Here is a 26,984-nt window from a genome sequence, read left to right on the forward strand (position 1 = left end):
CACCGGTCGGCGCAGATGAACGTTCGGTCGCAGACGCGGCCACGACAGGAGAAGAGCAATGGCTGAGCTGACGATCAGGCCGGAGGAGATCCGCGCCGCTCTGGACAGCTTCGTGAAGTCCTACGAGCCCGAGGGCGCGGTGACCGAGGAGGTCGGCCGCGTCACCTTCGCCGCCGACGGTATCGCCAATGTCGAGGGCCTTCCCGGCGCCATGGCCAACGAGCTGCTTCGTTTCGAGGACGGCACGCTGGGCCTTGCGCTGAACCTGGACGTGCGCACGATCGGTGTCGTCGTCCTGGGCGAGTTCACCGGCATCGAGGAGGGCCAGGAGGTCCGCCGTACCGGTGAGGTGCTCTCGGTCCCGGTCGGCGAGGGCTACCTGGGCCGCGTCGTCGACCCGCTGGGCAACCCGATCGACGGCCTCGGCGAGATCGAGACCGACGGTCGCCGCGCCCTGGAGCTCCAGGCGCCCGGCGTGATGCAGCGCAAGTCGGTGCACGAGCCGCTGCAGACCGGCATCAAGGCGATCGACTCGATGATCCCCGTGGGCCGTGGCCAGCGACAGCTGATCATCGGCGACCGCCAGACCGGCAAGACGGCGATCGCGGTCGACACGATCATCAACCAGAAGGCCAACTGGGAGTCGGGCGACCCGACGAAGCAGGTTCGCTGCATCTACGTCGCCATCGGCCAGAAGGGCTCGACGATCGCCTCCGTGCGCGGCGCCCTCGAGGAGGCCGGCGCGCTCGACTACACGACGATCGTGGCCGCCCCGGCGTCCGACCCGGCCGGTTTCAAGTACCTCGCCCCGTACACCGGCTCGGCCATCGGCCAGCACTGGATGTACGACGGCAAGCACGTCCTCATCATCTTCGACGACCTGTCGAAGCAGGCGGACGCCTACCGCGCCGTGTCGCTGCTGCTGCGCCGTCCGCCGGGCCGCGAGGCGTACCCCGGCGACGTCTTCTACCTGCACTCCCGCCTCCTCGAGCGTTGCGCCAAGCTCTCGGACGAGCTCGGTGCCGGTTCGATGACGGGTCTGCCGATCATCGAGACGAAGGCGAACGACGTGTCGGCCTTCATCCCGACCAACGTCATCTCCATCACCGACGGGCAGATCTTCCTGCAGTCGGACCTCTTCAACGCCGACCAGCGCCCGGCCGTCGACGTCGGTATCTCCGTCTCCCGAGTCGGTGGTGACGCACAGGTCAAGGCGATGAAGAAGGTCTCCGGCACGCTGAAGCTCGAACTCGCGCAGTACCGCTCGCTCGAGGCCTTCGCGATGTTCGCCTCCGACCTCGACGCCGCGTCGCGCGGCCAGCTCGCCCGTGGTGCGGTGCTCATGGAGCTGCTCAAGCAGCCGCAGTACACGCCGTACCCGGTCGAGGAGCAGGTCGCGTCCATCTGGGCCGGCACCAAGGGCAAGATCGACGACGTTCCCGTGCCGGACGTCAAGCGGTTCGAGTCTGAGCTGCTCGACCACCTGCGCCGCAACACCGACGTCTTCACCACGATCGAGAAGACGGGCAAGCTGGAGCAGGAGACGGAGGACGCGCTCGCCGCGGCCGTGGACGACTTCCGCAACGGGTTCCTCAAGGGCGACGGGAGCCCGCTCGTCGGTGGCGACACCGCGGACGAGGAGACCGACGTCGAGCAGGAGCAGCTCGTCGTGCAGAAGAAGGCTTGATCGTATGGCCGGAGGATCCCAGCGCGTCTACAAGCAGCGGATCAAGTCGACGCAGTCGCTGAAGAAGATGTTCCGCGCGCAGGAGCTGATCGCGGCGTCCCGCATCAGCAAGGCGCGCGGTCGCACCGCGGCGGCGGCCCCGTACGAGCGGGCGATCACCCGTGCCGTCTCGGCGGTCGCGACGCACACGTCGATGGATCACCCGCTGACGAGCGAGCGGCCCGACACGAACCGGGTCGCGGTCCTCGTGATCGCCTCGGACCGTGGCATGGCCGGCTCCTACTCGGCGTCGCTCATCCGTGAGTCGGAGCGTCTGGTCGCCCAGCTCACGGCCGAGGGCAAGGAGGTCAGCCTCTACGCCGCCGGCCGCCGGGCGATCTCGTTCTACCGCTACCGAGGGCGCGAGCTCGCCGGTCAGTGGTCGTACGGCTCGGACCACCCGCAGTCGGACACGGCCACGGAGATCGCGGACACCCTCCTCGGGGCGTTCCTCGCGCCGGTGGCCGAGGGCGGTGTGGGCGAGCTGCACGTCGTGTACACGCAGTTCGTCAACATGGTCACCCAGCGACCGCGCGTCGTGCGGATGCTGCCGCTCGAGGTCGTCGAGGGCGTCGCCGTCCCCGGCGAGCACGAGACGTTGCCGCTGTACGACTTCGAGCCGTCGCCCGAGCAGGTGCTCGACTCCCTGCTCCCGAGGTACGTGCGCAGCCGGATCTTCAGCTTCATGCTCGACGCCGCTGCCTCCGAGCTGGCTTCCCGCCAGCGCGCGATGCACACGGCGACGGACAACGCCGAGGACCTGATCCGTACCTACACGCGCCTGGCGAACCAGGCCCGCCAGGCGGACATCACCCAGGAGATCAGCGAGATCGTCTCGGGTGCTGACGCCCTCGCGGCATCGTGACGACCACCCGCGCACGACGCCGTCGACCGACGAACTCACACCCGAACCTTTCGAAGCGAGGCAAGCAATGACCGCCACCACCGTGGACTCACGCGGCGCGGCCCCGGCTGAGCCGGCAACTGGCCGCGTTGCCCGCGTGATCGGCCCTGTCGTCGACATCGAGTTCCCCGAGGACTCGATCCCCGACATCTACAACGCCCTGACCGTCGAGCTGGACCTGTCCGGCATGGGCGAGGGGGAGAACAAGTTCACCCTCACCCTCGAGACCGCCCAGCACCTCGGCGACTCGCTCATCCGTGCGATCGCGCTGAAGCCGACCGACGGCCTCGTCCGCGGCGCCGTGGTCACGGACACCGGTGAGCCGATCTCGGTGCCCGTCGGTGACGTCACCAAGGGCAAGGTCTTCAACGTCACGGGCGAGGTCCTCAACCTCGCCGAGGGCGAGGAGCTCGAGGTCACCGAGCGCTGGCCGATCCACCGCAAGCCGCCGAGCTTCGACCAGCTCGAGTCGAAGACGCAGATGTTCGAGACGGGCATCAAGTCGATCGACCTCCTCACCCCGTACGTGCTGGGTGGGAAGATCGGTCTGTTCGGTGGTGCGGGCGTCGGCAAGACCGTCCTCATCCAGGAGATGATCCAGCGCGTGGCGCAGGACCACGGTGGTGTCTCGGTGTTCGCCGGTGTCGGTGAGCGCACCCGTGAGGGCAACGACCTCATCGCCGAGATGGAGGAGGCGGGCGTCTTCGACAAGACCGCCCTGGTCTTCGGCCAGATGGACGAGCCGCCGGGCACGCGCCTGCGGGTCGCGCTGTCCGCGCTCACGATGGCGGAGTACTTCCGCGACGTGCGCAAGCAGGACGTGCTGCTCTTCATCGACAACATCTTCCGCTTCACGCAGGCGGGTTCCGAGGTCTCGACGCTGCTCGGCCGCATGCCGTCCGCCGTCGGCTACCAGCCGAACCTCGCGGACGAGATGGGCATCCTGCAGGAGCGCATCACCTCGACGCGTGGGCACTCGATCACCTCGCTGCAGGCGATCTACGTGCCGGCCGACGACTACACGGACCCGGCGCCGGCGACCACGTTCGCCCACCTGGACGCGACGACCGAGCTGTCGCGAGAGATCGCCTCGAAGGGTCTGTACCCCGCGATCGACCCGCTCACCTCGACGTCCCGCATCCTCGACCCGCGCTACGTGGGTCAGGAGCACTACGACGTCGCGACGAACGTCAAGCAGATCCTCCAGCGCAACAAGGAGCTGCAGGACATCATCGCGATCCTCGGTGTGGACGAGCTCTCGGAGGAGGACAAGACGCTGGTGGCGCGTGCGCGTCGCATCCAGCAGTTCCTCTCCCAGAACACCTACATGGCCAAGAAGTTCACGGGCGTCGAGGGTTCGACCGTGCCGCTGAGCGAGACCATCGAGGCGTTCAAGAAGATCTCGGAGGGCGAGTTCGACCACGTGGCCGAGCAGGCCTTCTACAACATCGGTGGGCTCGAGGACCTCGAGCAGAACTGGGCGCGCATCCAGAAGGAGTACGGGGCCTGAGCCCTCGTCCTCGGACGCCCCCGCGTCGTCCTGCCGGCCCGGTCACGGGTCGGCAGGACGACGTGCCACCCTCGACTGAAGAACCCGGGAGCCCGACATGGCAGAGCTGAACGTCGACCTCGTCGCAGCCGACCGCAAGGTCTGGTCCGGCGCGGCGCGCGAGGTCAGCGCCCCGTCCGCCGACGGTCAGATCGGCATCCTCGCCGGCCACACGCCGCTGCTCGCCGTGCTGCGACCCGGCACCGTGAAGGTCTCCACCGCGCCTGGACAGGTCGCGGTCGAGGCGCAGGTGAGCGGAGGCTTCGTCTCGGTGGACGCGAACGTCGTGACGATCGTCGTCGACCAGATCACCGAGGTCTCCGGCCGCGAGAGCTCGCTGGCCTGAGGCGGGCCGCACGGTGGGGTACACGCTCGGGGTCGTCATCGCGGTCGCGGTGGTGCTCGCCCTCGGGCTGGTGCTCGGAGCATCACGCCTGCGCACGCTCTCGCGCCGCGTGGGTTCCTTCCCGTGCGGCGCCCGGCCGGCGCGGCCCCAGGCGCCGTGGTCGGCCGGCATCGCCCAGTACGGCGTCGGGCGGATCGACTGGTGGCGCTGCTGGTCGCTCGCTCCGCGCCCGACCCGCACCTGGCACCGCGACCGGCTCACCGTGACCGGTCGCGCCCCGCTGGACCAGGCGGGCCAGGTCGACCAGTACCTCGTCCGCTGCCGCTACGACGGTGTCGACTTCGAGCTGACCATGTCCTCGGGCGCCTACGCCGGTCTCGCGTCGTGGCTCGAGTCCGCACCTCCGGGCCGCCGCGGCCTCGTCGTCTGACCGACCACACCGCACCCGAAGGGGGACCGTGCGACTCGTCGTCGCCCGCTGCTCGGCTCGTTACACCGGCCGACTCAACGCGCACCTGCCGCAGGCCACGCGCCTGCTCGTCGTCAAGAGCGACGGGAGCGTGCTGCTCCACTCCGACGGCGGGTCGTACAAGCCGTTGAACTGGATGAGCCCGCCCTGCACGCTGACCGTCTCGGAGCCGGACGCGGAGGCGGCCGACCGCGGCGTGACCGCCGTGTGGACCGTGCAGCACCAGAAGTCGGACGACCGCCTGGAGATCGACCTGCACGAGGTGCACCACGACTCGGCGCACGACCTGGGCGTCGACCCCGGCCTGGTGAAGGACGGCGTCGAGGCGCACCTCCAGGAGCTGCTCGCCGCCCAGATCGAGCTCCTCGGCACGGGCCACACGCTGGTCCGCCGCGAGTACATGACGGCGATCGGTCCGGTCGACATCCTCGCCAAGGACGCCGAGGGCGGGACGGTCGCGATCGAGATCAAGCGCCGGGGCGAGATCGACGGCGTCGAACAGCTCACGCGCTACCTGGACCTACTCAACCGGGACCCCCTGCTGGCCCCGGTACGGGGCGTCTTCGCGGCGCAGGAGATCAAGCCGCAGGCCCGGGTCCTCGCGACCGACCGGGGGATCGGCTGCCTCCTCCTCGACTACGACGCGATGCGCGGCGTCGACGACGCGGACTCCCGCCTCTTCTGAGCGACGGTTCGCGACGGTTCGGCAGGAAAGCTACCTAACCACTCCGCCGTGGTGCAGGATGGAGGGATGGCCCTCGAACCTCCTCCGCCGCCGCCGACCGACACGCCCTCCGCACCGGCGGTCTTCGCCGTCCGTGGGGACGTCGTCACGCCGACGGCCCTCGTCCCCGACGCCGCCGTCGTCGTCGCGGGGGACCGCATCGTGTGGGTCGGCCCGCTGGAGGATGCCGCCGCGGCCGGGGTGGGCGACGCCGTGCGGGCTGCCGACGAGCCGGCGCCGGGGACGTACGTCCTCCCCGGTCTCGTGGACCTGCACGACCACGGTGGCGGTGGCGCGAGCTTCCCGGACGCCACGACGTACGACGAGGCGATGACCGCCGTCCACGAGCACCGCAGGCACGGCACGACGACGATGCTCGCCTCGCTGGTGACCGCCGACCGCGCCACGCTCCTGGCGCGGGCCGCCGTCCTCGCGGACCTGGCCGACGACGGGGAGATCGCCGGGATCCACGCCGAGGGACCCTTCCTGGCGCCCGCCCGCCGCGGCGCCCACGACCCCGCGCACCTGCTGACCGGTGACGTCACGCTGGTGCGCGAGCTGGCCGAGGCCTCCCGCGGTCACCTGCGCACGATGACGATCGCTCCCGACGTCGAGGGCGTCGCCGGGGCCGGCGGGGTCGCCGACGCGCTCGTGCGTGCCGGCGTCGTCCCGTCGATCGGTCACACCGACGCGACGACGCAGGAGGCCGAGGATCTCGTCGCCCAGGTCGTCGCGCGGCTGCGTGCCGCCGAGGTGCCGCGCCGGATGACGGCGACGCACCTGTTCAACGCCATGCGGCCGCTGCACCACCGCGACGCCGGACCGATCCCGGCCTGTCTCGCCGCCGCGCGCAGCGGGAACCTCGTCGTGGAGCTCGTCGCGGACGGCGTGCACCTCGACCCGGCGCTGGTCCGCACCCTGCTCCAGACCGTGGGCGTCGACCAGGTCGCGCTCGTCACCGACGCCATGGCAGCGGCCGGCATGGCGGACGGTGCCTACGACCTCGGGCCGATGTCGGTCACCGTGACCGACGGCGTCGCGCGCGTCGTCGACGCCGACCACCCCGAGGGTGGAGCCATCGCCGGCGGTACCGCCCACCTCGTCGACGTCGTCCGTGCCACGGTCGCGGCGGGCGTCCCGCTCGCGGTGGCGGTGCGGTGCGCGTCGTGGGTGCCTGCTGGGGTGCTGGGGCTCGACGACGTCGGCGGTCTGGTCGCGGGCCGCCGCGCCGATCTCCTCGTGACCGACCGGGAGCTCGTGGTGCAGCACGTGTGCCGGGGCGGTCGGAGGGTCTGAGCCTCAGGCGCTGATCGTCGCCAGGCGCGTCCCTGGTGGCAGCGTGACGCGGAGGTCGACGGGCCCGGCGGGGGCGTCCCCGAGTGCGACCGACGTCTCCTGCCAGCGGTAGCGGGCGTCGCTGCCGGTGGGTCGGGGCGCCGCGACCGACGCGAGCGGCAGCCACGGCGCCCCGGAGTCGCCGGCAGGACGCCAGGCCAGATCCACCCGGGACGCGGCCGGTCGTCGGGTCGCGAGACGCAGGCGCAGGACGCTGCACCCGGCGAGGTCCACGCCGTCGTACCGCACGACGCCGGGGGAGCCGGCGCCGGCCGGCGTCTCGACGCAGGCGCCGGACTCCCGGCTCAGGTCGCCCACGACCACGCCGCTGCCGGTGTGGAACGCATGGCCGTGCAGGGGTCCGTCGGCGATCCGTCGCGTGCGCGGGCCGCTACCGGTGACGCGCAGGGTGGACCGGACCGGCAGGTCGGCGGCCGACGGACCTGCGGCGAGGGCGTACGAGCCGGGCTGCACCCGCAGCGCCCCGACGTGCACCCAGTCCGCGGGGGCACCGGGAACCTGCTCGGCGACGTCCCAGACGGCCAGCCGGGCGACGTCGAAGGCGAGCGTCACCTCGCGGGCCTCACCCGGCGCCAGCACGACGCGGTCGTGGGCGACGAGCACGCGCCGCGGGCCGGGGACGGGCAGCTCGCCGGGCAGCGCGTAGAGCTGGACGAGCTCGTGCGCCGGTCGTGCGCCGGTGTTGCGCAGGGAGACCCGCACCTGGACCGCGTGCTCCGGGTCGGACGGCGCGTCCCCGTACGCGGGGTGCCGGTGCGTCGGTCCGGGGGCGTCGACGTCGGGCCGCTCGACGGCCAGGCCGGTGTACTCGACCGTGGTGTACGTCAGTCCGTGGCCGAACGCGAAGGCGGGCTCCGCGTCGGCGTACCGGTAGGTGGCGCGCTGGGCGGCGAGGTCGTGGTCGAGCAGGTCGCCGGGGTCGGTCTCGGCCGCGGGCCAGGTCTGGGCGAGCCGCCCGGTGGGCTCCATGTCGCCGACGAGGACGTCGGCGACCCCGTGCCCCAGCTCCTGCCCGCCGTGGGCGGACCACAGCACCGCGCGGGCGTCGGCGGTCTCCGGGCCGAGCACGTACGGGTAGCTCGAGACGAGCGCGAGCACGGCGTCGGGGTGCTCCTCGCGGGCGGTGCGCCACACCTCGACCGCGGCGTCGGGCAGGCGCAGATGGGGTCGGTCCTCCGTCTCCCGGCCGGACAGGTGGGGGTCGTTGCCGACGACCACGACGACGGCGTCGGCCCGGGCGGCGGCCGCAGCGACGGAAACATGCCCGGAGCGGACGGTGCGAGCGGTGAAGCGTTCCGCCTCGGCGGCACCGTGCGCCTCGGCGACGACCAGGCCGGAGCCGTGCTGGACGCGCAGCCATCGCCCCGAGCCGACGTGCTGGAGGGACCAGCTGCCGTCGGCATGGTGGTGGCGGCGGAAGCTCTCCTGGGCGACCCAGCCGCCGACCCGCCGTGCGGTGGCACGCACGATCCATCCGGCCCCGGTGAGCAGCCGGTCGTGCGAGACCGAGCGCAGGGTGAGCAGGCCGTCCCCCCAGTCCGTGACCTCGAGGTGGGTAGCGGGTGCGGCGTCGGGCGACGCGGCCACCAGCACGGGGCCTTCGTCGTCGTCGGTGACGGTCAGGTAGGCGTGCGCCGTGGTCGACCGTAGGGCCAGGACGTCCGCGCCGGTCGTCACGGTGACCTCGGCGTCCGGCCACCGCTCGCGCAGCGCGGTGCCGACGCCGACGGCGTACGGCGGCGTGCCGGAGTACCAGTCGGTGAGCACGCGGTCGGCGAGCGGGCCGACGACCGCGACGTGGCCCGGTGCCGCCGGCTGGCCCAGGGGCAGCACGTCCGCGTTGCGCAGCAGCACCACCGCGCGGGCGGCGGCCTCCCGGGCGAGCGCCCGGTGCGCGGGCGGGTCGATCGCTCCCGGGCCGATCTGCGCGTACGGGTCGGCGTCGCCGTCGAGCTCCCCGGTGCGCAGGCGCAGCTCGAGGAGCCGGAGCACGGCCCGGTCCACGTGCTCGGCGCTGACGAGCCCCTGGTCGAGGGCGTGGGTGATCCGTTCGACGGTGGGTCCGGCGTCGGCGTCGTTGTCGGTGAAGGAGTCCACCCCGGCCCGCAAGGCTGCCGCGTGCGAGGTGACGTGGTCGTCGAAGTAGCGCTCGCCGGTGACCAGGTTGGTGGGTGCCGCAGCGTCGGAGACGACGGCGAGCGAGCCGTCGAGCGATCCGCCGGTCCAGCGGCGCAGCTCGTCGAGCAGCTCGCCGGAGACGTGGCACGGCCGGCCGTCGACGAGGTTGTAGGCGGGCATGACGGCGCCGACGACGCCGGCCTCGACGGGCCCGCGGTAGGCGGCCAGCTCGTGCTCGTGGAGCGTGCGCAGGGTGAGGTTCGAGCTCGTCGCCGCCCGGTCCGTCTCGTGGTCGTACCCGAGGAAGTGCTTGAGGGTCGGAACCGTCTTCCACACCCGGTGGCTGCCCCGCAGCCCGGCCGCGTAGGCGGCGCCCAGGTGCGCGGTGAGGTGGGCGTCCTCGGACCAGCCCTCCTCGGTGCGACCCCAGCGGGGGTGGCGCAACGGGTTCACCACGGGCGCCCACACGTTGAGGCTGACCGTGGGGTCGGCGGCGTGCTTGGCCCGCACCTCGGTGGCGACCGCGTCCCCGACGCGGCGCAGCAGGTCGGTGTCCCAGGTGGCGGCGAGGCCGACCGGTTGCGGGAACACCGTCGCGGTGCCCAGCCAGGCCACGCCGTGGAGGCCCTCGGTGCCGGTGCGGAACGGGCCCAGGCCGAGGCGGTCGACGGCGGGAGAGACCTGGTGGAGCATCGCGACGCGCTCGCCCGGGTCGAGGCGGCCGAGCAGGTCGAGCGCGCGTTCGGCCAGCGGCAGGGTGGGGTCGCGGAAGGGGTGGGTCACGACGGCGTGATCCTTTCCATCAAGATCGAAACGGTTCGACAACATGGGGGCCCGTAGGGCGCGTGGCCAGACACTACGGCATGGCTCGCGGTCACGCCGTCCTCGGTTCTCGGCACGGCCGGTCCGGGCCGGCGCGCGAACATCCGTGCGGCCAAGCGGCCGTCGCACGGATTCCGGGCGAGGTGTTGTCAGGGGCGGTGGAGGTGGCTACGCTGCGATGTCGAAGCGCTTCGACGGAGAATCGCGGAGCAGTTGTCTGCACGGCGCCAACGGGTGCCGTGGTGTCCACGAAGGAGTGTCCGCATGACGACGAAGTCTCCCGGAACCTCGCCGGCCCGGTATCGGGTCGGCCGCAGAGGGTTTCTCGGCCTGATGGGACTCGGTGCCGCGGCGATCGGTACGCCGTCGCTGCTCGCCGCCTGCAGCAGCGGTGGTGGAGCCGTCGGCTCGGCCGGTGGCGGAGGAGCGGTGAGCACCGGCGTGCTGCCGAACTACCTGCCGATCGAGTACATCGCGCCCGACTTCCCGGGCGTCAACGGCTCGACGGTCGGCTACTCCTCCATCCCGAGCGACCTGGTCAAGGCATTCTCCGCGCCGCCGGGAGCCGGCAGCAGCTTCACGGCCATGACGCCGCTGTGGGGCACGATCCCGCCCACGGAGGGCAACCAGTACTACGACGCCGTCAACGAGGCGCTCGGCTCGACCATCCGGTTCCAGATCTCCGACGGCAACACCTACGGTGACAAGCTCGCCGCCGTCCTGGCCTCCGCCGACGACGTCCCGGACTGGGTCAGCATCCCCACCTGGAACGTGCCGCCACGGTTCACCGAGGCCGTCGAGGGCCTCTTCGAGGACCTGACCCCGTACCTGTCCGGCGCCAACGTCGAGAAGTACAAGAACCTCGCCAACATCCCCACCGACGTGTGGAAGTTCTGCGTCTTCAACGACAAGCTCTACGCCCTGCCGTTCCCCGGCGAGGTCATCAACAACGCCATCTTCTATCGCAAGGACATCCTCGACGGGCTCGGCATCGCGGACCAGCCCACCGACGCCCAGGGCCTGCTGGACCTGGCCAAGGAGCTCACGAGCCCCGGGGAGCAGCGCTGGGGCTGCGAGGACCTCTGGGGCGCCGCCACGATGATGTTCGCCGTCCCCGAGAAGTGGACGCAGGACGACGCGGGCAACCTGGTCCACCGCATCGAGACCGAGCAGTACCGTGCCGCGCTGGAGTGGCACGTCGCCCTCTACGCCTCCGGTGCCGTCCACCCGGACGCGGTCGCCGACAAGACGGAGGAGTCCAAGCAGCGGTTCGAGTCGGGTGAGTCGCTCATCGCGACCGACGGCGTGGGCGGCTGGCACGAGGCGCTGTCGCGCCAGCTCCAGTCGAACCCCGGCTACGACCAGCAGGCGTTCGCTCCCATCGCGGCCGACGGCGGCACCCCGGTCCTCTACAAGAGCGCCCCGGCCAACATCTTCTCGTTCCTCCGGAAGAGTGACGACCCGGCCAGGATCGAGGAGCTCCTCGCGGTGGCCGACTTCCTCGCGGCGCCGTTCGGCACCGAGGAGTACCACCTCGTCAACTTCGGCGTCGAGGGCGTGCACTACGAGACGGACGGCGACGGCCTGCCGGTGGCGACCGACCTGGCCGCGACCGAGCTGCAGCCCACCTACACCTTCCTCGTCGACCCGCCCGTGGTGAACACCAAGGTCCAGTACCCCGGCTTCGTCGAGGACTACTGCACGTGGATGGCGGACGCGGCGCAGTACCTCGTCGACCCGCTGTTCTACGGCATGCAGATCAGCGAGCCGAGCCGGTTCGCCGCGCTGGACGCCCCGTTCGAGGATCTCGAGAAGGACGTCTCCCGCGGTCGCAAGTCGATGGCGGACATGGACGAGGCGATCGAGACGTGGCGAGCGTCCGGCGGCGACGAGCTGCGGCAGTTCTACCAGGACATCCTGGACGCGCAGTGACGTACGGCTCGTCCCAGGACGTCCGCGGCCGGGGGGACGCGGACGACCCGGCGCTCGCGACGGTCGCACCGGCCGCCGCGAGCGCCGCGGCCGGCACCGCCGCCCCGACGCTCGCGACCGGGGGCCCGACCGCCCCGCCCCGTCGGAAGGTCTCGTGGCGGGCACGGTTCGCCCGTGACCGGTCACTGATCATCATGACGATGCCGGCCGTGCTCCTGCTGCTCGTGTTCGCCTACGTGCCCATCGCGGGCAACGTCGTCGCCTGGCAGGACTACTCGCCGTTCCTCGGGATCGCGGACAGCCAGTGGGTCGGCTGGTACAACTTCCAGCGGCTGTTCGTCAACGCCGCGTTCTGGCACGCGGTGGGCAACACCCTGCTCATCACGGCGTTCCAGCTCGTCTTCTTCTTCCCGATCCCCATCGCGATGGCGCTGCTGCTCAACAGCGTGATGACGCCCCGGGTGCGGACCACGATCCAGTCGATCGTGTACCTGCCGCACTTCTTCTCGTGGGTGATCGTGGTGACGGTCTTCCAGCAGCTCTTCGGCGGCGCCGGGTTCGTGGCCCAGCGGCTGGCCGACCTGGGCTACGACGGGTTCGACCTGATGACGAACCCAGACACGTTCCTGGTGCTCATCACCATGCAGAGCGTCTGGAAGGACGCCGGGTGGGGGATGATCATCTTCCTGGCGGCCCTGTCCACCATCGACCCGGCGCTCTACGAGGCCTCCGTGGTGGACGGTGCCGACCGCTGGCGTCGCATCTGGCACATCACGCTGCCCGCGCTGCGGCCCGTCATCATCCTGCTGCTCATCCTGCGGCTCGGCGACGCGCTGACGGTCGGCTTCGAGCAGCTCATCCTGCAACGAGGAGCGGTCGGCGTGGACGCCTCCGAGGTCCTCGACACGTTCGTCTACTACCAGGGCGTCATCAACGGCGACTGGTCCTTCGCGGCGGCGGCCGGGCTCCTCAAGGGCATCGTCTCGCTCGTGCTCGTCGTCGGTGCCAACAAGCTCGCCCACGTGTTCGGCGAGGCGGGGGTGTACAAGCGCGCATGACTTCCACGACACACGTCCCGTCCCCGAGAACCGCCGGGGACACCTCGCGCCCGACGGCGGCCCGCCGTCGTCGGCGCTCCAAGCACCGGGCCGTCTGGGAGGAGGCCCCGGGGCCGGTCGGGTTCACCGGCAAGGTGGTCCTGCTGGCGTTCATCGTGCTGGCCGTGGCGTTCCCCCTCTACACGATCATGCTCACGAGCGTCTCGACGCAGGCGGACGTCACGCGCTCCGGCGGTCTGGTCACGGTGCCCGGCGAGCTGTCGCTGGCGGCCTACGAGCAGATCCTCTCGGGCGGCATCGTCACGCGGGCCGCGCTGGTGTCGATCGGCATCACCGCGGTCGGCACCCTGTTGTCGACGGTCGTCTCCGTGCTGGCGGCGTTCGGGCTCTCCCGGCCCGGCTCGTTCGGCCACCGACCGCTGCTGTTCGTCCTGCTGATCACCATGTTCTTCGGCGCCGGGATGATCCCGACCTACCTGCTGGTCTCGGCGCTGGGGCTGATCGACTCCTACTGGGCGCTGATCCTGCCGACGGCGGTCTCGGCGTTCAACGTGCTCATCCTGCGGTCGTTCTTCATGGGCATCGACCCCGCCATCACCGACGCCGCCCGGATCGACGGGGCGGGGGACTGGCGGGTCCTGTTCCAGATCGTCACGCCGATGTCCAAGGCGGCGATCGCCGTCGTCGCCCTGTTCTACGGGGTGGGGTACTGGAACGCGTTCTTCAACGCGATGCTGTACATCAACGACAATGCCAAGTGGCCGCTGCAGCTGGTGCTGCGCTCGTACGTGCTGCAGGGGGCGACCCTGCCAGGGTCGGGTACGGGGCAGGTCGACGTCGCCACGGGTGCCGTGACGGGCCTGCCGGTGAAGATGGCGGTGCTGGTGCTGGCCGTGGTCCCGATCCTGTTGGTCTACCCGTTCGTCCAGCGGCACTTCACCAAGGGCGTCATCTTCGGGGCCATCAAGGGGTGAGCCGCGCGGGCGAGGCGCCGCGTCAGACGTCGACCTCGGCACGGGCGTACGGCCCCGGGGCGGAGCTGCCGCGCTCGGTGAGCACCGGGGCGAGGAGCCGGGTCTCGGACGGGTGGGTGCCGTCGAGACGCGTCATCGCCATCTCGACCGCCACCGCACCGATCACCTCGCCGGGGATGTCGATGCTCGTCATCGGCACGTGCTGCGCCAGCGCCGTGTCGTGCGGGCACACGGCGACCACCGAGGTGTCCCGTCCCACGATCCGCCCCCGCTCGCGCAACCGGTCCAGGACGTGCGGGAGCGCCCGCTCGTTGTGCACCACGAACCCTGAGGTCTCCGGCGCGCGGTCGAGCAACGCGTCGACGGCCGTCCGGGCGCCGTCGGGCGTGGGCTCGCAAGGCTCCACCGTGCCGGTCAGCGCGTTCTCGTCGCACTCGGCGGTGAAGCCGCGGTGCACGCGGTCCGCGTACGAGGTGTGCCGGGCCATCACCTCGGGAGGGGACCCGATGAGGGCGACGTCGCGGTGACCCGTCTGCCGCAGGTGCCGGGCGGCGAGACGCCCGGTCGCCTCGAAGTCCAGGTCGACGCAGCTCAGGCCGTCCGCCTCACGGGGCAGGCCGATCAGGACGGCGGGCTGCTTGAGCGCGCCGAGCACGGGGATGCGCCGGTCCTCGGCCTCGACGTCCATGACGATGATCGCGTCGACCATGGAACCCGCGGCCACCCGCTCGATCCCGCCGATGTCGTCCTGGGTGAGCAGGAGCACGTCGTGCTCGAACTCCTTGGCGCGCGAGACCACCCCGGCCACGAACTGCATGATGACCGACACGTCGACCCCGGACCGCAGCGGGGCCATGAGGCCGATGACGCTGGTCCGCCGGGAGGCCAGCGCCCGCGCACCCATGTGCGGGCGGTAGCCGAGCTCGGCGATGGCCTGCTCGACGCGGCGCCGGGTCGGCGGGGAGATCGACCGCTTGCCGGACAGCACGTACGACACCGTGGACGACGAGACCTCGGCCGCGCGGGCGACGTCCTCGATGGTGGCCATGGTCAGCTCCTCGCGGTCGGTGCGGCGGACTCGGGTCCGGTGAGGCTCACGGTAGCGCCCCGCAGGAGCCGTTCCGTCGTGGACGGCGCTCCCGGCCGGGTGATCATCACCTCGGTGTCGCAGGTGGCGTGCAGGGCGGCCGAGGTGAGCCGACCGCCACGCCAGTCGACGTCGACGACGACACCGCCACGAGCGCGCAGCCCGCGGACGCTGCCGTCGGGCCAGCCGGCGGGCAGGGCGGGCAGCAGGTCGATCCGGACGGACCGGCCGGCCCTGCGGTGGGACTGGACCAGCATCTCGGCCACGCCCGCGGTCAGACCGCAGTTGCCGTCCATCTGGTAGGGCGGGTGTGCGCTGAACAGGTTCGGGTAGACGCCACCGCGCTCGCCGTGCCCGTCCAGGGCCGGGCGCAGCGCCCGGCGGACCTGGTCGGCGGCGAGCTCGGCCTCGCCCAGCCGTGCCCACAGGGCCGTGCGCCACGCGAGCGACCAGCCGGTGCTCTCCGGCCCGCGCAACGCGATGCTGCGAGCGGCGGCGGCCGCCGTCGCGGGTGTGGTCTCCAGGTCGATCTGGTCGAAGGGGAACAGCCCGACCAGGTGGGACAGGTGGCGGTGCTCGGGTTCGGCCTCGGGCAGGTCCGCGGCCCACTCGGCCACCGCGCCGCGAGCGTCCACGCGGAGGTCGGGCAGCGCGTCCGCGACGGCCTCGAGCCGCGCGAGCCAGGCGGGTGCGGCGCCCAGCTCGTCGGCCACCGTGCGGCAGGAGTCCGCGAGGCGCCGCACGAGAGCCACGTCCATGGTGGCGGACGTCGTCACGGCGGCGGGGTGCGCGTCGGCGGCGGTGAAGTGGTTCTCGGGCGACGTCGACGGCGTGGTCCGTGCGTGCAGGGCGCCGTCGTCGGAGGTCTGCACCCAGTCCAGGCAGAACTGTGCGGCGCCGGTCAGGACGGGCCAGGCGACCTCGCGCAGGAGCTGGCGGTCGGGGCGGAACCGGTGGCGTTCGACGAGGTGGTCCGCCAGCCAGATGCCGCCCCAGGGCCAGGCGGCCCAGGCGGCGTCACCGCGACCGTCCCCGACGGGTGCGGCGTGCCCCCAGACGTCGGAGTTGTGGTGGCAGGTCCAGCCGTCCGCGCCGTAGAGGGCACGGGCGACCTCGGCTCCCGGGCCGGCGGCGAGGCGGCCCACGAAGTCCAGCAACGGCTCGTGGCACTCGCCGAGCCCGGTGACCTCGGCGGGCCAGTAGACCATCTGCAGGTTGATGTTCGTGGTGTAGGCGCTCGACCACGGCGCCGGCAGCTCGGTGTTCCAGATGCCCTGCAGGGTGGCGGGCGCCCCGCCGGGGCGGGACGAGCACAGCAGCAGGTAGCGGCCGTAGTGGACGGCCAGGGCGACGAGGCCGGGGTCGGCGTGCTCGACGTTCGCGACGACGCGGGCGTCGGTCGCCGTCGCGGCGGCGCCGTCGGCGGAGGGCAGCCACAGGGCGAACCGGTCGTACAGGTCGGCGTGGGCGGCCACGTGCTCGCGCCGCAGCTCGTCCAGGCTCTCGCCGCCGAGTGCACCGGCCTGGTCCGCGGGTGTCGGGGCGGTGTCGCTCGTCGACGTGTCGATGCGGAGCACGTGCCGGTGGCGGGCGGACGTGCGCAGCTTCCCGCCGGTCACCCGCGCGCCCTCGTCGTCGAGCGCCGTCACCGTCACCCGACCGGTCCGCCCGCGGGCGGTGTCGTAGCGGACCGGCTCGTCGAGGCCGGCGTGCGGAGGGGCGACGTCGACCGGCAGGTGCCAGGTATGCACCAGGTCCGACGAGGGGTGGGCGCCGGCCGTCGACGGCCGCAGGAGGCTGGAGAGCTCGACGGACAGCTCGACCGGTTCGGTGGCGTGCACCACGTGGACGATCGCGCCGCCGCGGGCGTCCGCCCACGTCTCCTGCGTGACCTCTCCGATCCCCGTGGCCGACCAGGTGTGGCGGGCGACGGCGGTGCGCAGGTCGAGCTCGCGACGGTGCAGCCGGGTGTCGGCCGGGCGGGGACCGGACGCGCCGTCGGCGGGCCGGACCGTGACGTCCGCGGACGCCAGGGGCAGGTAGGCCTGTGCCCAGGGGCTCTGCATCTCGGCGAGGAGCTCCTCGGCGCGGCGCACGTCGCCGGCGTCGAGAGCCGCCCGGACCGCGGCGAGGTGCGCGGGCCCGCGGGCGGCGACCCCGGAGAGCGGGTCACGCCCAGGCAGCCCCGACCAGGCGGCGACGTCGTTCAGCCAGAGGTGCTCGGTCCCGGGGCGGCCGGCGCAGAGCGCCGCACGGTGGCCGTTTCCCACCGGAAGCGCTTCGACCCATCGAGTGGCCGCGGTGTCGAAGAACAGTCGATGGAGCTCGTCGTCTCCCCGTGGCGGATCGTTCGGGCCGGGCCGGGGTGGGCGGCCTTCCGCAGCCTCAGGAAGCGCGTCATGGTGCGGCTGATAGTCGGTGGCGAAGCGCTCTGCGAGCGGGGGCGAGGGCGCGGCCGTTCGACGCTGGACACCGGGCATGGGGACAGGCTAGCGTGTTGAAACGCTTCGACAACATGGTCGACACCCGCGACGAGCGGACCCACGCGACGAGGCGTGCCGAGCGACAGGAGGGCGACGGTGCCGCAGACCCACAGCGCCGACCGGCGCCCGGTCGACCCCACCCGGTTCGCCGCGCTGACCGCCGATCTGGGGATCCTCTACGGCGGCGACTACAACCCGGAGCAGTGGGACCGCGACACCTGGGGCGAGGACGTCCGCCTGATGGGCAGGGCCGGAGTCAACCTCGTCACGGTGGGGGTCTTCTCGTGGGCGCGCTACGAGCCGCGTCCCGGTGTCCGCGACTTCGGCTGGCTCGACGAGGTGCTGGACCTGCTGCACGCCGGCGGTATCGCGGTGGACCTCGCCACGCCCACCGCGTCGCCCCCGCCATGGCTCGGCCGGCTGCACCCGGACACGCTGCCGGTCGACGCCGACGGGGTGCGGCTCGTGGCCGGCTCGCGCAACCAGTTCAGCCCGGCCTCGCGCGTCTATCGCGAGCACGCGCTGGCGATCACCCGCGACCTCGTGGACCGCTACGCCGGCCACCCCGCCGTCCGCATGTGGCACGTCGGCAACGAGCTCGGTCAGGTCTGCTACGGGCCGGAGTCCGCCACGCAGTTCCGGCAGTGGCTGCGTGAGCGCTACGGGACGATCGGGGCCCTCAACGAGGCCTGGGCCACCACCGTCTGGTCCCAGCACTACGCCGACTTCACCGAGATCCTGCCGCCGCGGCGCACGCCGTACCACGTCAACCCCTCGCAGGCGCTGGACTTCCGCCGCTACTCCTCGGACCAGCTGCGCGCCCTGTACCGCGAGCAGCGCGAGGTCGTCCGCGCCGTCGACCCGGAACGTCCGGTGACCACCAACCTCATGGGGTTCTTCGCCCTGGCCGACTACTGGTCGTGGGCGCAGGACCTCGACGTCGTCGCGGACGACGCCTACCCCGACCCCGGGGACCCGCGCTCCCCGGCCGACGCCGCGCTGACGGCCGACCTCGTGCGCTCGCTCGGCGGAGGACGGCCCTGGATGCTCATGGAGGCTGCGGTCGGCGCCGTGAGCTGGCGGGAGCACAACCTGCCCAAGTCGCCCGCACGGTCACGTCGCGAGGCGCTGCAGGCGGTGGCGCACGGGGCCGACGGCGTGTGCTACTTCCAGTGGCGGGCCTCCCGGGCGGGGGCCGAACGCTTCCACTCGGCGATGCTCCCGCACGCGGGCCCGGACACCAGGGTGCACGCTGGAGTCGTGCGCGTCGGTGGCGACCTGGCGCGGCTGCGTGGCGTCGTCGGGCAGCGGGTCCCGGCACGCGTGGTCGCGCTCTTCGACTGGGAGTCCTGGTGGGCGGCCGAGGAACAGGCCCGGCCCACCGGACGGCTGCGCACCCTGGACGTCCTGCGTTCCTGGTACCGCGTGCTGTGGGACGCGGGCGTCGCGGTCGACCTGGCCCACCCGGACGACCTCGCGGTCACCGGTGCGGCCGGCTACGACGTCCTCCTCGTGCCGCAGAGCTATCTGCTGTCGCCCGCGGCGGCCGACGCGGTGGCGGGCGCGGCGGCCCGCGGCGCGAGCGTCGTCGTCGGGTGCTTCACGGGTGTCGCCGACCGTGACGCGCACGTCCGCGGCGGCAGGTTCCCCGTGCTCCTGGCCGACCTGCTCGGCGTCAGCGGCGAGGAGTGGGCCGCGCTGCCCGACGACGGCGTGCCGCTGACCGGACCGCTCGCCACCGCCGAGACCACCGTCGGCACCGACGACGCACCACGCGCCCGCGTGCTCGGCGAGCTGCTGCGCGCCGAGGGGGCGGAGGTGCTGGCGAGCTACGCCGTCGGCCACCTCGCCCGAGCCCCTGCCGTCACCCGGCGCCGGGTACCCGGGCCCGACGGCGCGACCGCCACGCACGCCGGCACCGCCTGGTACCTGGGCACGGTCCTGCCCGAACCGTTGCTGCGCCGCGTGCTGACCGACGCCTGCGAGCGGGCCGGGGTGGCCGGCGTCGTCCCCGGCCTGGCCGACCTGCCCGGCGTGGAGGCCGTGCGCCGCGGCGACCACCTCTTCCTGCTCAACCACTCCGGGTCCGCGGCGCGCGTGCCCGTGGCCGGAGAGCACGCCGACGTGCTGAGCGGTGCCCACTTCACCGACGTGATCGACGTGCCCGCGGGCGAGGCCGTCGTCCTGACCGAGAGGAACGCATGAAGTTCACCGACGGCTACTGGCTGTCCCGGCCCGGGCTTCACCCGCTGTACGCGACGGAGGTCGACGACGTCCGGGTGGACGAGGCGGCCGGGACGATGACGGTCTTCGCACCCACGTCCGTGGTCCACCACCGGGGGGACACCCTCAACCGGCCCGTGCTCACGCTGACCTACTCCTCGCCGGCGCCGGGCGTCGTGACGGTGCGCGTGGAGCACCACGCGGGTGCCGTCCGGCGAGGCCCGGACTTCGCGGTGCACGCCGAACCCGGGTTCCGACCCGTCGTCAAGGTCGACGAGGCGGCGGGCGTGCTGGAGACCGGAGGGCTCACCGTGCGGGTGCACCGGCAGGGCGCCTGGCGGGTCGACTTCGAGCACGAGGGGCGGGTGATCACCTCGAGCCTGCCCAAGTCCGTCGCCGCGATCTCCGCGGACACCGGCGAGCGCTGGGTGCACGAGCAGCTCGCCCTCGCGCCGGGAGAGCACGTGTACGGGCTGGGGGAGCGGTTCGGCCCGTTCGTCAAGAACGGTCAGGAGGTCGAGGTCTGGAACGCCGACGGCGGCACCTCCAGCGAGCAGGCCTACAAGAACGTCCCCTTCTACGTCACGTCCGCCGGGTACGGCGTCTTCGTCGCCCACCCCGAGAAGGTGTCGCTCGAGGTGGCCTCCGAGGTGAACTCGCGGGTCCAGCTCTCCGTCCCGGGGCAGTCGCTCACGTACCACGTGGTCGCGGGCCCGACGCCGAAGGACGTGCTGCGGCGCTACACGGCGCTCACCGGACGCCCGCCCCGCGTGCCGGCCTGGTCGTACGGGCTGTGGTTGTCGACGTCGTTCACCACGGACTACGACGAGAAGACCGTCACCTCGTTCATCGAGGGGATGGCCGAGCGCGACCTGCCGCTGAGCGTCTTCCACTTCGACTGCTTCTGGATGCGCGAGTACCAGTGGTGCGACTTCGAGTGGGACCCGCGCACCTTCCCGGACCCGGAGGGCATGCTCGCGCGCCTGCACGATCGCGGCCTGAAGGTCAGCGCGTGGATCAACCCGTACATCGCGCAGCGCTCGCCGTTGTTCGCCGAGGGCGCCGAGCGAGGCTATCTGCTGCGCACCGAGGACGGCGGGGTGTGGCAGTGGGACCTGTGGCAGGCGGGCATGGGGCTGGTGGACTTCACCAACCCGGAGGCCACCGCCTGGTACCTGGGGTACCTCGAACGGCTCCTCGACCAGGGAGTGGACTGCTTCAAGACCGACTTCGGCGAGCGGGTGCCCGCCGAGGGCGTGGTCTGGCACGACGGGTCCGACCCGCAGCGGATGCACAACTACTACGCCCAGCTCTACAACGAGGCCGTGTTCGGGATGCTCGAGCGGCGGCGGGGTGCGGGCGAGGCGGTCGTCTTCGCCCGGGCCGCGACCGCGGGCGGGCAGCGGATGCCCGTGCACTGGGGCGGGGACTGCGACTCGACGTACACGGCCATGGCGGAGTCGCTGCGTGGCGGGCTCTCCCTGGCGATGTCCGGGTTCGGGTACTGGAGCCACGACATCGGCGGCTTCGAGGGGACGCCCGACGCGGGCGTCTTCAAGCGGTGGCTCGCGTTCGGCCTGCTCTCGAGCCACTCGCGCCTGCACGGTTCGTCGTCGTACCGGGTGCCGTGGGCCTTCGACGACGAGGCGGTGGACGTCGCCCGGCGGTTCACGCACCTGAAGATGCGCCTGATGCCCTACCTCGGCCGGCTCGCCGAGGAGGTCGTGGACGCCGGTACGCCGATGATGCGCCCGATGGTCCTGGAGTTCCCCGACGACCGCGCGACCTATGGTGTCGATACCCAGTACATGCTGGGCGACTCGCTGCTGGTCGCCCCCGTCCTGCGCGAGGACGGCGTGGCGGAGGTCTACGTGCCCGAGGGCCGCTGGACGCTCCTCGACCCGGGCGCGACCGCCGACGGCGGAGCGGTCGACGGACGCGTCGTCACCGGTCCGCGGTGGGTCGCGCAGACGCACGGGTTCGCGAGTCTGCCGCTGCTGGTGCGACCGGGTAGCGTGCTCCCCGTCGGGGCCCGCACCGACCGTCCCGACTATGCCTGGGCCGAGGGCGTGACCCTCCACTGCGTCGAGCTCGCGGTGGGTCACGACTCCGAGGTCAGTGTGCCCGGTGGCGAGGGCGCACCGGCAACTTTCCGCGTACGACGCACCGAGAGCGCCGTCGTCGTCTCGAGTGGGAACGCTTCCACACGATGGGCGGTCCAGGTCGGTGGCCTGCGGACCGAGGCGAACGGTCCGGAAGAAGTGAGGATCGAGCTGTGAGCACCATCAGCACCACCGGGCAGTTCCCGGACGGCTTCCTGTGGGGGACCGCCACCGCGGCCTACCAGATCGAGGGCGCGGCCGCGGAGGGCGGGCGCGGCCCGTCCATCTGGGACACGCTCTGCCGCGTGCCGGGCGCCATCCAGGGCGGCGACACCGGTGACGTCGCCTGCGACCACTACCACCGCTGGGCCGAGGACGTGGACCACCTGGCGCGGCTCGGCGTCAGCGCCTACCGCCTGTCGATCTCGTGGTCCCGCGTCCAGCCCGGCGGCACGGGACCGCTCAACGCCGAGGGCGTCGAGTTCTACCGGAACCTGCTCGACGCGCTCCGGGAGCGGGGCATCACGCCCTACGTGACCCTCTACCACTGGGACCTGCCCCAGGAGCTGGAGGACGCCGGCGGCTGGGCCGCCCGCGAGACGGCCTACGCCTTCGCCGACTACGCCCGGGCGATGGCCCGCGAGCTCGGCGACCGTGTCGCGCTGTGGACCACGCTGAACGAGCCCTGGTGCTCCGCGTACCTCGGCTACGCGTCCGGCGTGCACGCACCCGGTCGTACCGAGCCGGCGGCGGCGCTCGCGGCCGTGCACCACCTCAACCTGGCGCACGGCCTGGCCGCGCGTGCGATCCGCGAGGAGATCCCCGGGGCGGCGTGCTCGATCACGCTGAACCTGCACGTGTTCCGTGCGGCCTCGGACTCGGCTGCCGACGCCGACGCCGTGCGCCAGGTCGACGGGCTGGCCAACCGGGTGTTCCTCGGACCGCTGCTGGAGGGCACCTACCCGGCCGACGTCCAGGCGGACACGGCGAGCGTCACGGACTGGTCCTTCGTCCAGGACGGTGACCTCGACGTCGTGCGCCAGCCCTTGGACGTGCTGGGGGTCAACTACTACTCGTCGACCCGTGTGCGCCGGTTCGACGGCGAGGGTGAGCCCGTGCGGGCCGACGGGCACAAGACCACGGCCGTCTCGCCGTGGGTCGCGGCCGACGACGTCGAGTTCCTGCCGCAGCCGGGGCCGTACACCGCGATGGGCTGGAACGTCGAGCCGGGCGGCCTGACGGAGCTGCTGCTGGACCTGCACGAGCGTTACCCGGACCAGCCGCTGGCCGTGACCGAGAACGGGGCGTCGTTCACCGACGAGGTCGTCCAGGACCCGGCACTGGGCATCGCGCGCGTCCACGACGTCTCGCGGGTGGCGTACCTGCGGGACCACGTGGCGGCCGTGGCCGCCGCGATCGACGCCGGGGCGGACGTGCGGGGCTACTTCGCGTGGTCGCTGATGGACAACTTCGAGTGGGCCTACGGCTACTCGAAGCGGTTCGGCATCCTGCACGTCGACTACCCGACGGGGGAGCGGACCTGGAAGGACTCCGCGTACTGGTACGCCCGGCTGACCCGGACGGGCCGCATCCCGGCGGTGTTCGAGGCCGGCCCGCCCGTCTGACCCTCGTTCGTGACTCGTCCGTGGGGACGACGGCGACGCGCCCGGACGTGCGAGACACGCCCGGGCGCGTCAGGTGTGAGGAAGATCTGAGGTCGTCTGGTCCGACCGACGCACGGCGCCGTCGGGGCGCCGTGCACAGGGTGTGGACCGCCGTCGTCCACGGGTTGTGGACGGGTGTCCGCCAGGCGCACGACGGCGCGCCCCAGCAGCACCCGGACCGGTGGACCGAGCAGTGGACGGGCGATGGTGTCAGAGGTGCGTGCGACGATGCTCGCAGGAGTCTCCCGGAGGCTCCTGACGGCCATTTCGGGCGAATCACACCGGTGTAACAACAACCGTGTCGACCACAACATGTCGTAGGCGAGCAGTCCGCGAACACTAGGTGTAGTGTTTGTGGGACGCGGAGGCCACTGGCCGCCGCAGCAGCAACATCGGCGTAGTTCCACCGGTGTCGTCACTGGTCACGGACCCTCGGAAGGGGGCCTCGGGGTCGGTCGAGACCGTCGTGGACCGCACGTCAGGACGCGACACACGAGACATCGGACGACCGCCGATCGGGCGGCGAGACAGGGAGTGCGACATGAGCATCACGGTCTACAGCAAGCCGGCCTGCGTGCAGTGCGACGCGACCTATCGTGCCCTCGACCGGAAGGGCGTCGAGTACACGGTCGTGGACATCACCGAGGACGCCGACGCCCTCGAGATGGTCCGCGGGCTCGGATACCTGCAGGCCCCGGTCGTCGTCGCCGGCGACACGCACTGGTCGGGCTTCCGTCCCGACCAGATCAGCGCCGTCGCGGCGCAGCAGGCCGTCTCGGCCTGACGACCCCGCCCGATCGCGGCGCGGTCGGGCGGTACGCAGCACGTTTTTTCGGGGGAGGGTGACATGGGGTCGCTCGTCTACTTCTCCAGCGTCTCGGAGAACACGCACCGGTTCGTCCAGCGCCTCGACCTCGAGGAGCTGGGGATGCCGGTCCACCGCATCCCGTTGCGCCCCGCCGACGGATTCCTGACGGTCGACGAGCCGTACGTCCTCATGGTCCCCACCTACGGCGGGGGCAACGAGGGCGGGTCGGTACCGCGCCAGGTCCGCCGGTTCCTCGGCGACGCGCACAACCGGTCGCTGATCCGCGGCGTCATCGCTGCGGGCAACACCAACTTCGGCGCTGCGTACTGCATCGCCGGCGACATCATCTCGGCGAAGTGCCAGGTGCCGTACCTGTATGCCTTCGAGCTGCTCGGGACGGCCGAGGACGCCCAGCGCGTCCGTGACGGATTGGGACGATTTTGGCAACGACAGTCACTGATCTCGGCGTGAACAGCACGTCGGTGGACGCTCCGCAGGCGGCAGCGGTCCCGCTGCAGCAGTCGGAGCTCGACTACCACGCGCTCAACGCGATGCTGAACCTGTACGGACCGGACGGCAAGATCCAGTTCGACAAGGACCACGAGGCCGCGTCGGCGTACTTCCGGCAGCACGTGCTGCCCCACACGATCGAGTTCGACACGCTCGACGAGAAGCTCGACCACCTGGTCGAGAACAAGTACTACGACCCCACCGTGCTGGCGAAGTATCCGCGCGCGTTCGTCAAGGAGCTCTTCCAGCGCGCCTACGCCGCGGACTTCCGCTTCGAGTCGTTCCTCGGCGCGTTCAAGTACTACACCTCGTACACGCTCAAGACGTTCGACGGGAAGAACTACCTCGAGCGGTTCGAGGACCGGGTCTCGATGGTCGCGCTCGGGCTGGCCGACGGTGACGAGCAGACGGCCCGCGACATCGTCGACGAGGTCATCTCCGGTCGGTTCCAGCCCGCCACCCCGACGTTCCTCAACGTGGGCAAGGCGCAGCGCGGCGAGCCCGTGTCCTGCTTCCTGCTGCGCATCGAGGACAACATGGAGTCCATCGCGCGCGGCATCAACTCCGCGCTGCAGCTCTCCAAGCGCGGCGGTGGCGTCGCGCTGCTGCTCAGCAACGTCCGTGAGCACGGTGCGCCGATCAAGCACATCCAGAACCAGTCGTCCGGCGTCATCCCCGTGATGAAGCTGCTCGAGGACTCGTTCTCCTACGCCAACCAGCTCGGTGCCCGCCAGGGTGCCGGCGCCGTGTACCTGCACGCGCACCACCCCGACATCCTGCGGTTCCTCGACACCAAGCGCGAGAACGCCGACGAGAAGATCCGGATCAAGACCCTCTCGCTCGGCGTCGTGATCCCGGACATCACGTTCGAGCTCGCCAAGCGCAACGAGGACATGCACCTGTTCAGCCCGTACGACGTCGAGCGCGTCTACGGCAAGCCGTTCGCGGACGTCTCGATCACCGAGAAGTACGACGAGCTGGTCGCCGACGAGCGGATCCGGTCCACGACGATCAAGGCGCGCGACTTCTTCCAGACGATCGCCGAGCTGCAGTTCGAGTCGGGCTACCCGTACGTCATGTTCGAGGACACGGTGAACCGTGCGAACCCGATCAAGGGCCGCATCACCCACTCGAACCTGTGCTCCGAGATCCTGCAGGTCTCCACCCCGTCCACGTTCCACGAGGACCTGTCCTACGACGAGGTCGGCCGGGACATCTCCTGCAACCTCGGATCGCTGAACATCGCCAAGACGATGGACTCGCCGGACTTCGGTGCGACGATCGACACGGCGATCCGTGCCCTCACCGCGGTCTCCGACCAGACGAGCATCGAGTCGGTGCCGTCGGTCAAGCGGGCCAACGAGATGGGCCACGCCATCGGTCTCGGGCAGATGAACCTGCACGGCTACCTCGCGCGCGAGCGGATCTACTACGGCTCCGACGAGGGCATCGACTTCACGAACATCTACTTCTACACCGTGGCGTACCACGCGATCGCGGCCTCCAACCGGCTCGCCGAGCAGCGGGGGCGTGCGTTCGGCGGCTTCGAGGACTCGAAGTACGCCACCGGCGAGTACTTCGACAAGTACACGGACGCCGAGTGGAAGCCCGCCACCGAGCGGGTGGCGCGGCTCTTCGCCGAGGCCGGCGTGCACATCCCGACGCAGGACGACTGGCGCCGGCTCAAGGCGTCCGTCATGGAGCACGGCATCTACAACCAGAACCTCCAGGCGGTGCCGCCGACCGGCTCGATCAGCTACATCAACAACTCGACGTCCTCCATCCACCCGGTGGCGGCGAAGATCGAGATCCGCAAGGAAGGCAAGCTCGGTCGGGCGTACTACCCGGCGCCGTACATGACGAACGACAACCTGGAGTACTACCAGGACGCGTACGAGATCGGCTACGAGAAGATCATCGACACCTACGCGGCGGCCACCCAGCACGTCGACCAAGGGCTGTCTCTGACGCTGTTCTTCCCGGACACGGTCACCACGCGCGACGTCAACAAGGCGCAGATCTACGCCTGGCGCAAGGGCATCAAGACGCTCTACTACATCCGCCTGCGACAGCTGGCGCTCGAGGGGACCGAGGTGGACAACTGCGTCAGCTGCATGCTGTGACGCCGA

19 protein-coding genes are annotated in these 26,984 nt (G+C 71.6%); 16 read left to right on the top strand and 3 right to left on the bottom strand.

The features are described from left to right. Nucleotides 1-58 precede the first annotated feature (58 nt). From atpA to ACWAT2_RS10965, 7 genes are all read left to right on the top strand, one after another. Entirely contained in the window at nt 59-1,687 is a 1,629-nt protein-coding gene (atpA, locus tag ACWAT2_RS10935; RefSeq protein ID WP_402375740.1) for a F0F1 ATP synthase subunit alpha, read from the top strand. 4 nt (nt 1,688-1,691) lie between these two features. After that, nucleotides 1,692-2,591 (top strand): F0F1 ATP synthase subunit gamma, encoded by a 900-nt coding sequence (locus ACWAT2_RS10940; RefSeq protein WP_402375738.1) that lies wholly within the window; start codon nt 1,692-1,694, stop codon nt 2,589-2,591. Nucleotides 2,592-2,658: 67 nt separating this feature from the next. Then, nucleotides 2,659-4,140 carry a F0F1 ATP synthase subunit beta gene (atpD, locus tag ACWAT2_RS10945; protein ID WP_402375736.1) on the top strand — a complete coding sequence of 494 codons (1,482 nt, stop codon included), beginning with the start codon at nt 2,659-2,661 and terminating at the stop codon, nt 4,138-4,140. Nucleotides 4,141-4,237: 97 nt separating this feature from the next. Then, on the top strand, nt 4,238-4,525 hold the full coding sequence (locus ACWAT2_RS10950) for a F0F1 ATP synthase subunit epsilon (RefSeq protein WP_402375734.1): 288 nt from the start codon (nt 4,238-4,240) through the stop codon (nt 4,523-4,525). A 13-nt stretch (nt 4,526-4,538) separates the two neighbouring features. After that, the gene (locus ACWAT2_RS10955; protein ID WP_402375732.1) at nt 4,539-4,955 is read left to right on the top strand and encodes a DUF2550 domain-containing protein; all 417 of its coding nucleotides are present in this window, start codon (nt 4,539-4,541) and stop codon (nt 4,953-4,955) included. Nucleotides 4,956-4,983: 28 nt separating this feature from the next. Then, nucleotides 4,984-5,679 carry an endonuclease NucS gene (gene nucS / locus ACWAT2_RS10960; protein WP_402375730.1) on the top strand — a complete coding sequence of 232 codons (696 nt, stop codon included), beginning with the start codon at nt 4,984-4,986 and terminating at the stop codon, nt 5,677-5,679. A gap of 66 nt (nt 5,680-5,745) precedes the next feature. After that, the gene (locus tag ACWAT2_RS10965) at nt 5,746-7,014 is read left to right on the top strand and encodes an N-acetylglucosamine-6-phosphate deacetylase (protein ID WP_402375728.1); all 1,269 of its coding nucleotides are present in this window, start codon (nt 5,746-5,748) and stop codon (nt 7,012-7,014) included. Between the two features lie 3 nt (nt 7,015-7,017). Here the strand turns inward: ACWAT2_RS10965 and ACWAT2_RS10970 are convergent, their stop codons facing one another. Further along, nucleotides 7,018-9,975 carry a glycoside hydrolase family 3 C-terminal domain-containing protein gene (locus tag ACWAT2_RS10970; protein WP_402375726.1) on the bottom strand — a complete coding sequence of 986 codons (2,958 nt, stop codon included), beginning with the start codon at nt 9,973-9,975 and terminating at the stop codon, nt 7,018-7,020. Between the two features lie 303 nt (nt 9,976-10,278). Between ACWAT2_RS10970 and ACWAT2_RS10975 the strand changes: the two genes are divergently transcribed. From ACWAT2_RS10975 to ACWAT2_RS10985, 3 genes are read left to right on the top strand one after another with little or no spacing between them, the layout of a single operon-like run. Next, nucleotides 10,279-11,946, top strand: a complete 1,668-nt coding sequence (locus tag ACWAT2_RS10975; RefSeq protein ID WP_402375724.1) for a type 2 periplasmic-binding domain-containing protein — start codon at nt 10,279-10,281, stop codon at nt 11,944-11,946. Next, nucleotides 11,943-13,004 carry an ABC transporter permease gene (locus ACWAT2_RS10980; RefSeq protein ID WP_402375722.1) on the top strand — a complete coding sequence of 354 codons (1,062 nt, stop codon included), beginning with the start codon at nt 11,943-11,945 and terminating at the stop codon, nt 13,002-13,004. Before ACWAT2_RS10975 ends, ACWAT2_RS10980 begins: the two co-directional genes overlap by 4 nt. After that, nucleotides 13,001-13,978, top strand: a complete 978-nt coding sequence (locus ACWAT2_RS10985) for a carbohydrate ABC transporter permease (RefSeq protein WP_402375720.1) — start codon at nt 13,001-13,003, stop codon at nt 13,976-13,978. Before ACWAT2_RS10980 ends, ACWAT2_RS10985 begins: the two co-directional genes overlap by 4 nt. 22 nt (nt 13,979-14,000) lie before the next feature. Here the strand turns inward: ACWAT2_RS10985 and ACWAT2_RS10990 are convergent, their stop codons facing one another. Continuing rightward, complete coding sequence (locus ACWAT2_RS10990) at nt 14,001-15,026, bottom strand: LacI family DNA-binding transcriptional regulator (protein WP_402375718.1); 1,026 nt, start codon at nt 15,024-15,026, stop codon at nt 14,001-14,003. Nucleotides 15,027-15,028: 2 nt separating this feature from the next. Next, nucleotides 15,029-17,545, bottom strand: a complete 2,517-nt coding sequence (locus ACWAT2_RS10995; RefSeq protein ID WP_402375716.1) for a glycosyl hydrolase family 95 catalytic domain-containing protein — start codon at nt 17,543-17,545, stop codon at nt 15,029-15,031. Nucleotides 17,546-17,644: 99 nt separating this feature from the next. On the opposite strand from ACWAT2_RS10995, the gene ACWAT2_RS11000 reads away from it, so the two are divergent. From ACWAT2_RS11000 to nrdE, 6 genes are all read left to right on the top strand, one after another. Beyond that, nucleotides 17,645-19,753, top strand: coding sequence for a beta-galactosidase (locus tag ACWAT2_RS11000; RefSeq protein ID WP_402375714.1), 2,109 nt, complete (start codon nt 17,645-17,647; stop codon nt 19,751-19,753). Then, on the top strand, nt 19,750-22,050 hold the full coding sequence (gene yicI / locus ACWAT2_RS11005) for an alpha-xylosidase (protein ID WP_402375712.1): 2,301 nt from the start codon (nt 19,750-19,752) through the stop codon (nt 22,048-22,050). Before ACWAT2_RS11000 ends, yicI begins: the two co-directional genes overlap by 4 nt. Beyond that, complete coding sequence (locus ACWAT2_RS11010; RefSeq protein WP_402375710.1) at nt 22,047-23,498, top strand: GH1 family beta-glucosidase; 1,452 nt, start codon at nt 22,047-22,049, stop codon at nt 23,496-23,498. Before yicI ends, ACWAT2_RS11010 begins: the two co-directional genes overlap by 4 nt. 580 nt (nt 23,499-24,078) lie before the next feature. After that, nucleotides 24,079-24,321, top strand: a complete 243-nt coding sequence (nrdH, locus tag ACWAT2_RS11015) for a glutaredoxin-like protein NrdH (protein WP_402375708.1) — start codon at nt 24,079-24,081, stop codon at nt 24,319-24,321. 63 nt (nt 24,322-24,384) lie between these two features. Beyond that, on the top strand, nt 24,385-24,816 hold the full coding sequence (gene nrdI / locus ACWAT2_RS11020; RefSeq protein WP_402375706.1) for a class Ib ribonucleoside-diphosphate reductase assembly flavoprotein NrdI: 432 nt from the start codon (nt 24,385-24,387) through the stop codon (nt 24,814-24,816). Beyond that, nucleotides 24,813-26,978: a class 1b ribonucleoside-diphosphate reductase subunit alpha gene (nrdE, locus tag ACWAT2_RS11025; RefSeq protein ID WP_402375704.1), complete on the top strand. Its 2,166-nt coding sequence runs from the start codon at nt 24,813-24,815 to the stop codon at nt 26,976-26,978. The genes nrdI and nrdE overlap by 4 nt, the downstream gene beginning before the upstream one ends. Nucleotides 26,979-26,984: the final 6 nt, after the last annotated feature.

The organism is Isoptericola sp. GX10416, from assembly GCF_056590155.1.

Coding starts and splice junctions, on each gene's coding strand:
- yicI (WP_402375712.1), top strand. CDS start 19,750: ATGAAGTTCACCGACGGCTACTGGCTGTCCCGGCCCGGGCTTCACCCG.
- nrdI (WP_402375706.1), top strand. CDS start 24,385: ATGGGGTCGCTCGTCTACTTCTCCAGCGTCTCGGAGAACACGCACCGG.
- ACWAT2_RS10990 (WP_402375718.1), bottom strand. CDS start 15,026: ATGGCCACCATCGAGGACGTCGCCCGCGCGGCCGAGGTCTCGTCGTCC.
- atpD (WP_402375736.1), top strand. CDS start 2,659: ATGACCGCCACCACCGTGGACTCACGCGGCGCGGCCCCGGCTGAGCCG.
- ACWAT2_RS10950 (WP_402375734.1), top strand. CDS start 4,238: ATGGCAGAGCTGAACGTCGACCTCGTCGCAGCCGACCGCAAGGTCTGG.
- nrdH (WP_402375708.1), top strand. CDS start 24,079: ATGAGCATCACGGTCTACAGCAAGCCGGCCTGCGTGCAGTGCGACGCG.
- atpA (WP_402375740.1), top strand. CDS start 59: ATGGCTGAGCTGACGATCAGGCCGGAGGAGATCCGCGCCGCTCTGGAC.
- ACWAT2_RS10995 (WP_402375716.1), bottom strand. CDS start 17,545: ATGCCCGGTGTCCAGCGTCGAACGGCCGCGCCCTCGCCCCCGCTCGCA.
- ACWAT2_RS10965 (WP_402375728.1), top strand. CDS start 5,746: ATGGCCCTCGAACCTCCTCCGCCGCCGCCGACCGACACGCCCTCCGCA.
- ACWAT2_RS10940 (WP_402375738.1), top strand. CDS start 1,692: ATGGCCGGAGGATCCCAGCGCGTCTACAAGCAGCGGATCAAGTCGACG.
- ACWAT2_RS10985 (WP_402375720.1), top strand. CDS start 13,001: ATGACTTCCACGACACACGTCCCGTCCCCGAGAACCGCCGGGGACACC.
- ACWAT2_RS10975 (WP_402375724.1), top strand. CDS start 10,279: ATGACGACGAAGTCTCCCGGAACCTCGCCGGCCCGGTATCGGGTCGGC.